This window comes from Nonomuraea composti (assembly GCF_012034275.1).
Taxonomy (GTDB): Bacteria; Actinomycetota; Actinomycetes; order Streptosporangiales; family Streptosporangiaceae; genus Nonomuraea; species Nonomuraea composti.
In genome coordinates, this window is sequence record NZ_JAATEP010000017.1 from 197,670 (window position 1) to 205,302 (window position 7,633).

A 7,633-nucleotide genomic window follows, 5' to 3' on the forward strand; every position below is an offset into this window, starting at 1 on the left:
ATGCACACCCAGCTCCGCCGCCGGTCAGCGGCGGTCGTCACCGCGGTCGCCCTCCTGGCGGGCTGTTCCGGTACCGCGCCTGCGGGCACCGCGTCTCCATCCGCCAGTACGGTGCGTTATGCCGCGCCGGGCTCGCCGTCCAACGCGGTCACGGACCCGCACGGGCTGCTGCCCGGCGAGAGCGACGTCGTCAGGATGGCCCTGACGTACGACGTCCTCACCGTTCCCGGCGCCGACGGCGCCACCAAGCCGCGCCTGGCCACCGCGTGGCGGCCCGACGCCACCCTGACCAAGTGGCGCATCACCATCCGCGGCGACGCCACCTTCTCCGACGGCCGCCCGGTCAGGGCGGCGGACGCGCTGTACTCGCTGCGCCGGATGGGCAAGAAGGCGGCGGAGAACTTCGGCCGCATGGCCATGTTCGACCTCCAAGCCTCCAAGGTGATCGACGACACCACCTTCGAGCTGGTCACCAGGAAGCCCTACGCCGAGGTCGGCAAGGCGCTGGAAGGCGCCACGTTCGTGGTGCCGGAGGGCAGCGACGACTTCGGCAGGCCGGTGCCGGGCTCGGGCCCGTTCCGCCCGACGGACAGGGGCGGTGCCCAGGCGGTCGCGTACGAGCGCAACGACACCTGGTGGGGCCCCAAGCCGCCGGCCAGGACGATCGAGGTCCGCGCCGTGCCCGACCCGCAGGCCCGCGCCCAGGCCCTGCTGTCCGGCCAGGTCGACCTGGCCGGCGGCGTGCCCGCCACGCTGGCCAGGCAGCAGGAGGGCAACCGCGCGGTGCGGCTGCTGCGCCGGCCGGGCGCCACCCTGTACCCGCTGGTCATGCGCACCGACACCGAGCCCTTCGACGACCCGCGGGTCCGCGAGGCCGTCCGGCTCGCCCTCGACCGGCAGCAGCTCCTGGACACCGTCTTCCTCGGCTACGGCGAGCTCGGCAACGACCTCATCACCCCCAAGGACCCGACCAGCCCGGCGGCCCTGCCGCAGCGCACCCGCGACCTCGGCCGGGCCAGGAAGCTGATGTCAGAGGCAGGTCTCGCGGATGGCGCCGACCTCACGCTGCACACCACCACCGCCTACCCGGGCATGGACAGCGCCGCCACGCTCATCGCCCGGCAGCTCGCCGAGATCGGGATGCGGGTCAAGGTCGCCGTCGAGCCGGCCGACACCTACTTCTCCGCCGTCTACGGCCGCAAGCCCTTCTACATCAGCTACCTGGGCGGCATCCCGTTCCTCGACGTGGTGCGGGTGGCCCTCACGCCCGGCTCCCCGGCCAACGAGACCGCGTGGCGGGACCGCGCCTGGTCGGCCGGGCTCGACCGGGCCCTGGCCGAGCCGGACGACACCATCAGGCACCGGCTCCTGGGCGAGCTGCAGGCCGAGCTCCGCGACCAGGGCGGTTACGCGATCTGGGCGCTCAGCGACCGCCTCGACCTGGCCAGGGCCGGGCTCAGCGGCGTGCCCGAGGGGATCGGCTTCGCCTCGGCGTTCATCGACCAGGTGAGCCTGGACGGCTGAGGTGGCCCGATCGCCGTGGCCCGCGCGCGCTCTCGCGAGGGCTGTCCTGCTGATGGCCGCCGCCTCGGTGGTGATCTTCCTGTGCACGGCGGCGCTGCCGGGTGACGCGGCCGACGTCCTCGGCGGCGGCCGGGCCGCGCCCGGCGAGCTGGCCCGGTTGCGGGCGGAGCAGGGGCTGGACCGCCCCTTGCCCGTCCGCTACCTGGGCTGGCTGGCGGACGTGCTGCGGGGCGATCCCGGAGTGTCGCTCATCACCGGCCGGCCGATCGGTGAGCTGGTCGCGCAGCGGGCCGGCGTGACGCTCGCCCTGGCCGTGGCGGCCCTCGCGGCCGGCGTGCCCCTCATGGCGGCCCTGGCCTGGGCCGCCGTGCGCGGCCCCCGGTGGCTGCGGCGGACGGCGAACGCGGTCGTCGTGGCGGGCGCAGCGCTGCCTCAGGCCGTGGTGGCCGCGGCGCTGGTGGCCTGGCTGTCGGCGGCCTGGGGGTGGTTCCCGCCGGTCTCGATGCTGCCCGCCGGGGAGCCCGCCTGGAGCCGGCCCGACCTGCTCGTGCTGCCCGTGCTCACGCTCGCGCTTCCGGTCGCCGCCTACGGCGCCGCCCTGCTCCGCGGGGCGATCGCGGACGTGCTGGCCCGGCCCTACGTGCGCGACGCCGAGCTGCGCGGCCTGCCGCCGGTCACGATCGCGCTCCGGTACGTGCTGCCGATGATCGCGGCGCCCGCCACCCGGCTCCTCGCCGTCACCGTCGGCGGGCTGGTCGCGGGCACCGCCGTGGCGGAGACCCTGTTCGGGCTGGCCGGGCTCGGAGAGCTGCTGGTCACCGCCATCGCGACGAGGGACGTACCGGTCGTGCAGAGCGTCGCCCTGCTGGCCGCCGCCGTCGTGGTGGCCGGCCTCGCCGCCGCCTCCGCCCTTCACCGCGAAACGGCCCGCCCATGACCGGCTCGGTGCCGATTCCCCAGGTGCTGGTCCTCGGGGCCGTGTCCGGCAGCATGCTCCTGGTGGCGCTCGGCGGCGCGGCGGTGGCCGGGCACGACCCGGCCGCGATCGTCGCGCCACCGTGGTCCGGGCCCGGCCCCGGGCTGCCGCTCGGCGCCGACGCGCTGGGCAGGGACGTGCTCGCCCGGGTCCTGGCCGGGGGCAGGGACCTGACCCTGACCGCGATCGCGGCCGCGTCGACCGCCTCGGCGCTGGGCGTGGCGGGCGGGCTGTGGGTGGGCTGGAGCCGCGGCCGGCTCGGCCGGGCCGCCGCGAGCGCCGCCGACCTGCTGCTGGCCCTGCCCTTGCTGCTGCTCGCGCTGCTCGCGGTGGTGACGCTGCCGGGGCCCGCGGCGGTGGTCGCCGGCACCGTGCTCGGCGGCACGCCGCTGACCCTGCGGGTGGTCGCCGACGCCACGGCCACGGCCAGGCACGCCGGCTACGTGGAGGCGGCCCTGTCACGGGGCGAGCGGGGCGGCGCCGTGCTCCTGCGCGAGGTCCTGCCCGCCCACGCCGGGCTCGTCGGCGCGGACCTCGGCCAGCGGCTGGTGCTGGCCGTGCAGCTCGCCGCCGCGCTCAGCGTCCTCGGGTTCGGGCCGGCGCCGCCCGCGCCGGACTGGGCCGCCATGCTCCGCGAGAACCTGCCGGGCCTCGGGCTGAACGCCGCGGCGACGATCGCGCCGGCGGCCGCCCTGGCGGTCCTGGCCGGCAGCGTGGCGGCACTCTCCCACTCCCTCGGGGACGGCCGGTCATGAGGCGGGACGGGCTGGCCGTTCGCGGGCTCACCGTCGCCGACCGGGCCGGAAGGCCGATCGTCGATCGGCTGAGCCTGCGGATCGCGCCCGGCGAGGTGCTCGCCCTGACGGGCCCGTCCGGGGCGGGCAAGACGACCGTGCTGCGAGCCGTCCTGGGAGCGCTGCCCGCCGGCCTGACGCGGGTCAGCGGCGAGATCGCCTGGCACGGCGCCCCGGTACGGGCCCCGCGTCGCTGGCGGCGGCGCACCGTCGGCTTCCTCGGCCAGGACCCGGCCTCGGCGCTGCACCCCCTGCTGGACGCACGGGCGGCCGTGCGCGAGGCGCTGCCCGGAGCCGCCCGCGACGCGGGAGCGGCGGAGCGGGCGCTCGCCGAGGTGGGCCTGGACCCCGCCGAGATCGGCCGCCGCCGCCCGCACCAGCTTTCGGGCGGGCAGGCGCAGCGCGTGGCGCTCGCCCGCGCGCTGGCGGCGGATCCCGAACTGCTCGTGCTGGACGAGCCCACCAGCGCGCTCGATCCGGCCGCGCTCGCCCTCGCCCTGCAGCAGGTACGGCGGCGGCGCGGCGACAGCCGCTCGGTGACGCTCATCGTCTCCCACGACCCGGCCGTGGTCCGCGAACTGGCCGACCACGTCGTACGGCTCGACCCCGAGGGGAGGGACGACGTCCTACCGCGGACGCCGATCCTCCTGACGGGCGGAGAACCGGCGCCGGGCGGAATGGCGGCGCCGGGCGGAATGGCGGCGCCGGGCGGAAGGGCGGCGCCGGGCGGAAGGGCGGCGCCGGGCGGCACACCGGTGCTGCAGGCGCACGGGCTCACCATCGCGCAGCCGCCCGGCGGGGCGCCGCTGCTGTCGGACGCCGGCCTCACGATCGCGGCGGGGGAGAGCGTGGCCGTGCTCGGGCCGTCCGGCTCGGGCAAGAGCACGTTGCTGCGCGTGCTCGCCGGCCTGCACCCCGCCGAGCGAGGGCGGGCCACCGTGGCCGGGCAAGCGCTGCCCTGGCCCGTGACCGAGCGGGGCCCGGCCGCGCTCCGGGCCCTGGCCCTGGTCGGGCAGAACCCCCTCGACGTGCTCAACCCGGCCCGCACCGTCGGCGCGGCACTCGGCCGCCCCCTGCGCACCCTGCGCGGGCTCCCGCGCCGGGCCGCCCGCGCGCACGCCCTGCACCTGCTGGCCGTCGTCGGGCTGCCGGCGGAGCTGGCGCACCGCTACCCGGCCGCGCTCTCCGGAGGGCAACGCCGGCGGGTCGCGCTCGCCCGGGCCCTCGCCGGGGATCCCGCCGTGCTGCTGGCCGACGAGATCACCGCGGCCCTCGACGCCCGGACCGCCGCCCAGGTGCTCGACCTCATCGACACGCTGCGCCACGACACCGGCCTCGCCGTCCTCGCGGTCACGCACGACCCGGCCGTCGCCGCCCGCGCCGACCGCGTGCTGCGGCTGGAAGGAGGCCGGTTGCGTCCCCGTCCCTGCTCTCACGACCGGAGGCCATCCCTTGACGTCCTATGAACCCCTGCTCGCTCACCCCTGGATCGCCCGCGTGGACCCGGCGGGAACGGGCGGGCTCGCCGTCACCGCCGACCCCGCGGCGCTGGCGGTGCGGCGCGAGCCAGGACGGCCGCCCGTCCTCGGCGACCTGGTGGCGGAGCACCTCGAACACTGGGAAGAGGTCTACGACTGGACCTACCGCTCCGGCCAGGGCGCGCACCGTCCCGACCTCGACCTGTCCGGCTGGCGCGCCACCGACACCGGCCGGCCGTTGCCCGCCGGGCACATGGCCGAGTGGGCCGACCGCACCGCCGAGCTGGTGCTGCGGCACCGGCCGTCCCGCCTGCTGGAGCTCGGCTGCGGCACCGGCATGCTGCTGCACCGCCTCCACCCGCACCTCAAGGGCTACGTCGGGACCGACCTCGCCGAGCACGTCGTGACCCGGCTGAACGGGCTCGGCCTGGACGGCGTCACCGTCGTACGGGCGGCCGCCCACGAGATCGGCGGCGACGCCGTGCGCGCCGCCCTGGCCGGGCTCGGCGAGCGGCCCGACTGCGTGCTCCTCAACTCCGTCACCCAGTGCTTCCCCAGCGTGGAGTACCTGGCGGCCGTGCTCCACGACGCCATCGGCCTCGTGACCCCGGGCGGGACCGTCGTCGTCGGGGACGTACGCCATTCGGGGCTGCTCGACGAGCACTGCCGCCTGCTCGAAGCCGGATCGGCGGAGCGGGCCGCGCAGCGCGCCGCCGCCGACACCGAGCTGCTGTTCGACCCCGCGACCCTCGCGGCGGCGGTCGCGAGCGCGGGCCGGCGGGTCACCATCGGCCTGTTCGCCAAGACGCTCACGGACGACACCGAGCTGACCCGCTACCGCTTCGACGCCGTGCTGCACGTCGAGCCGCCGCAGAGCCCGCCCGCCGCCCTCCGCCACTGGGACGATCTGGGGCCCGACCCGATGGCGGCCCTGGCCCGGCTGAGCGGTCCCGTCCGGGTGGCCGGGATCCCCAACGGCCTGTTCGAGCACGGCGCCCCGACGGGCGCGAGCCTGCGGGCCGCGCTGCGGGGAAGGGACGGCGCGGTGCTGCTGGACCCGGACGACCCCATGCGGCTGCAGGTCGCGATCCCGGCCGCGGCGGGGGCCACGCCCCTCGACGCGCTGGCCGGCGTGGGCCGGCCGCACGAGCCGCTCGGCGCGTTCGCGCGGGCCCGGCTGGCGGAGGTGGCCCGCCGGGAGCTCAGGCGGGCCGGGCTGCCGATCCCGGAGCGGCTGACGGTACGGACGCCCAGCGGCCCCGGGCACGACGCCGCCAGCGTGGCACGCGAGGCGGCCGACGCCGACCGGGCCGGCCGCCTCGCCCTCGCCCGCCTGATCGGGCGGGCCCCCGAACCGGTGCCCGACTCCGCGCTCACCCACCTGATCGGGCGGGCCCCGGAACCGGTGCCCGACTCCGCGCTCACCCACCTGCCGCCCGCCGTCCGGCGCTTCGACGAGATCGCGCTGCGGGCGCTGACCCGGCTGGTCGCCGGCGTCGCGCCTCCCGGCACGCCCCGGACGGCCGAGCAGATCATGGCGGCGCTCGGCGTGGCTCCCCGGCACGAATGGATCGTCCGGCGCTGGCTGGAGGTGCTCGCCGCCGAGGGAACCGTCCGCCGCGACCACGACGGCCGGTTCGCCACCGTGACCCCGGGCGACGCGGCGGAGGACTCCGCGGCCGATCTGGATCGCGCCTGCGCCGACCTGGGCTACCCCGCGCAGATGGCCACCTTCTACCGCACCGCGCTCGCCCGCCTGCCCGAGCTGCTCCGGGACGAGATCATGGCGCAGGCCCTGCTGTTCCCCGACGGGGACCTGCTCACCTCGCTCGGCAAGGACCAGCACAATGTCTCCAACACCTACCTGAACGCGGCCATGGGCCAGGTGGTGGGGCGGGCCGCGGCCACCCGCACCGGGCCCCTGCGCGTGGTGGAGCTCGGCGGCGGCGCGGGCGGCAGCACCGCCGCGGCCCTGGACGGGCTCGGCGACGCGCGAGTGGACTACCTGTTCACCGACGTGTCCAGATTCTTCACCATGGCGGCCGAGGACCGGTACGGCGACCGGCTCCGCTACGCCCTGCTGGACATCAACGCCGACCTCGTCGCCCAGGGAGCCGTCCGGGCCGGCGCCGACGTGGTGATCGCCGCCAACGTGCTGCACTGCGCCCGCCACGCCGGACGTTCCCTGCGCTGGATCAGGGAGCTGCTGGCCCCCGGCGGGCTGCTGGTGCTCACCGAGGCGATCCGCGAGCACTACCTGGTGCTCGCCACCATGCAGTTCCTGCTGTCCCCCAGGGAAGGGGAGCCGGGTCTCGGCGCCGGCGACCGCCGCGGCGGCACGGGCCGGGTGTTCCTCACCGGACGGGAGCTTCCGGCGGAGCTGGCGGAGGCCGGGCTGCGCCCGATCCTGGAGCTGCCGCGCGCCGGCTCCCCGCTGGCCGCGCCCGCCCAGCACCTGTTCGTCGCGACGAGACTCTGAGACGGGCCGCGCCCAGAACCCTGTTCGTCGCGACGACTCTGAGCCACCGGTACGGCGGGCGCGCGGGCCCCCCGTACCGGTCAGCCGGGGGCAGCCCAACGCGGGCCCGCCCTACCCGGCCGGGGGGAACAGCCCAACCCCCCGGGCCGCCCCGGGCGGGACCACCCCCTCTCCCCCCAGACCGCCCCCCCCACCCCCCCCGCCGCGCCCCGCCCCCCCCGGGGGCGGCGACGCCGGTGAGGCCGCGGAGGGGCACCGTGCCCGGGCCCCCGAAACGGGCCGGCAAAGCCCCCCCCCCCCCCCCCCCCGCCCCCCCCCCCCGCCCCGCCCCCCCCCCCCCCGCCGCACCATCCCCCCGGCCCTCCGCCCGCCTCCTCCTGCC

Annotated in this window: 5 protein-coding genes; all 5 read left to right on the top strand. The window is 77.7% G+C overall.

Annotated elements, in window-relative coordinates; all coding sequences use genetic code 11:
- The 5 genes from HCN51_RS24755 to HCN51_RS24775 are packed head-to-tail and all read left to right on the top strand — an operon-like array spanning position 1 to position 7,251.
- On the top strand, positions 1-1,524 hold the full coding sequence (locus tag HCN51_RS24755) for an ABC transporter substrate-binding protein (protein ID WP_168011971.1): 1,524 nt from the start codon (positions 1-3) through the stop codon (positions 1,522-1,524).
- Between the two features lies 1 nt (position 1,525).
- Positions 1,526-2,461, top strand: coding sequence for an ABC transporter permease (locus HCN51_RS62365; RefSeq protein ID WP_346433772.1), 936 nt, complete (start codon positions 1,526-1,528; stop codon positions 2,459-2,461).
- 8 nt (positions 2,462-2,469) lie between these two features.
- Positions 2,470-3,255, top strand: coding sequence for an ABC transporter permease subunit (locus HCN51_RS24765; protein ID WP_346433773.1), 786 nt, complete (start codon positions 2,470-2,472; stop codon positions 3,253-3,255).
- Positions 3,252-4,760: an ABC transporter ATP-binding protein gene (locus HCN51_RS24770; protein ID WP_168011977.1), complete on the top strand. Its 1,509-nt coding sequence runs from the start codon at positions 3,252-3,254 to the stop codon at positions 4,758-4,760. The genes HCN51_RS24765 and HCN51_RS24770 overlap by 4 nt, the downstream gene beginning before the upstream one ends.
- Positions 4,747-7,251: a class I SAM-dependent methyltransferase gene (locus HCN51_RS24775; protein WP_168011979.1), complete on the top strand. Its 2,505-nt coding sequence runs from the start codon at positions 4,747-4,749 to the stop codon at positions 7,249-7,251. The genes HCN51_RS24770 and HCN51_RS24775 overlap by 14 nt, the downstream gene beginning before the upstream one ends.
- Positions 7,252-7,633 lie beyond the last annotated feature (382 nt).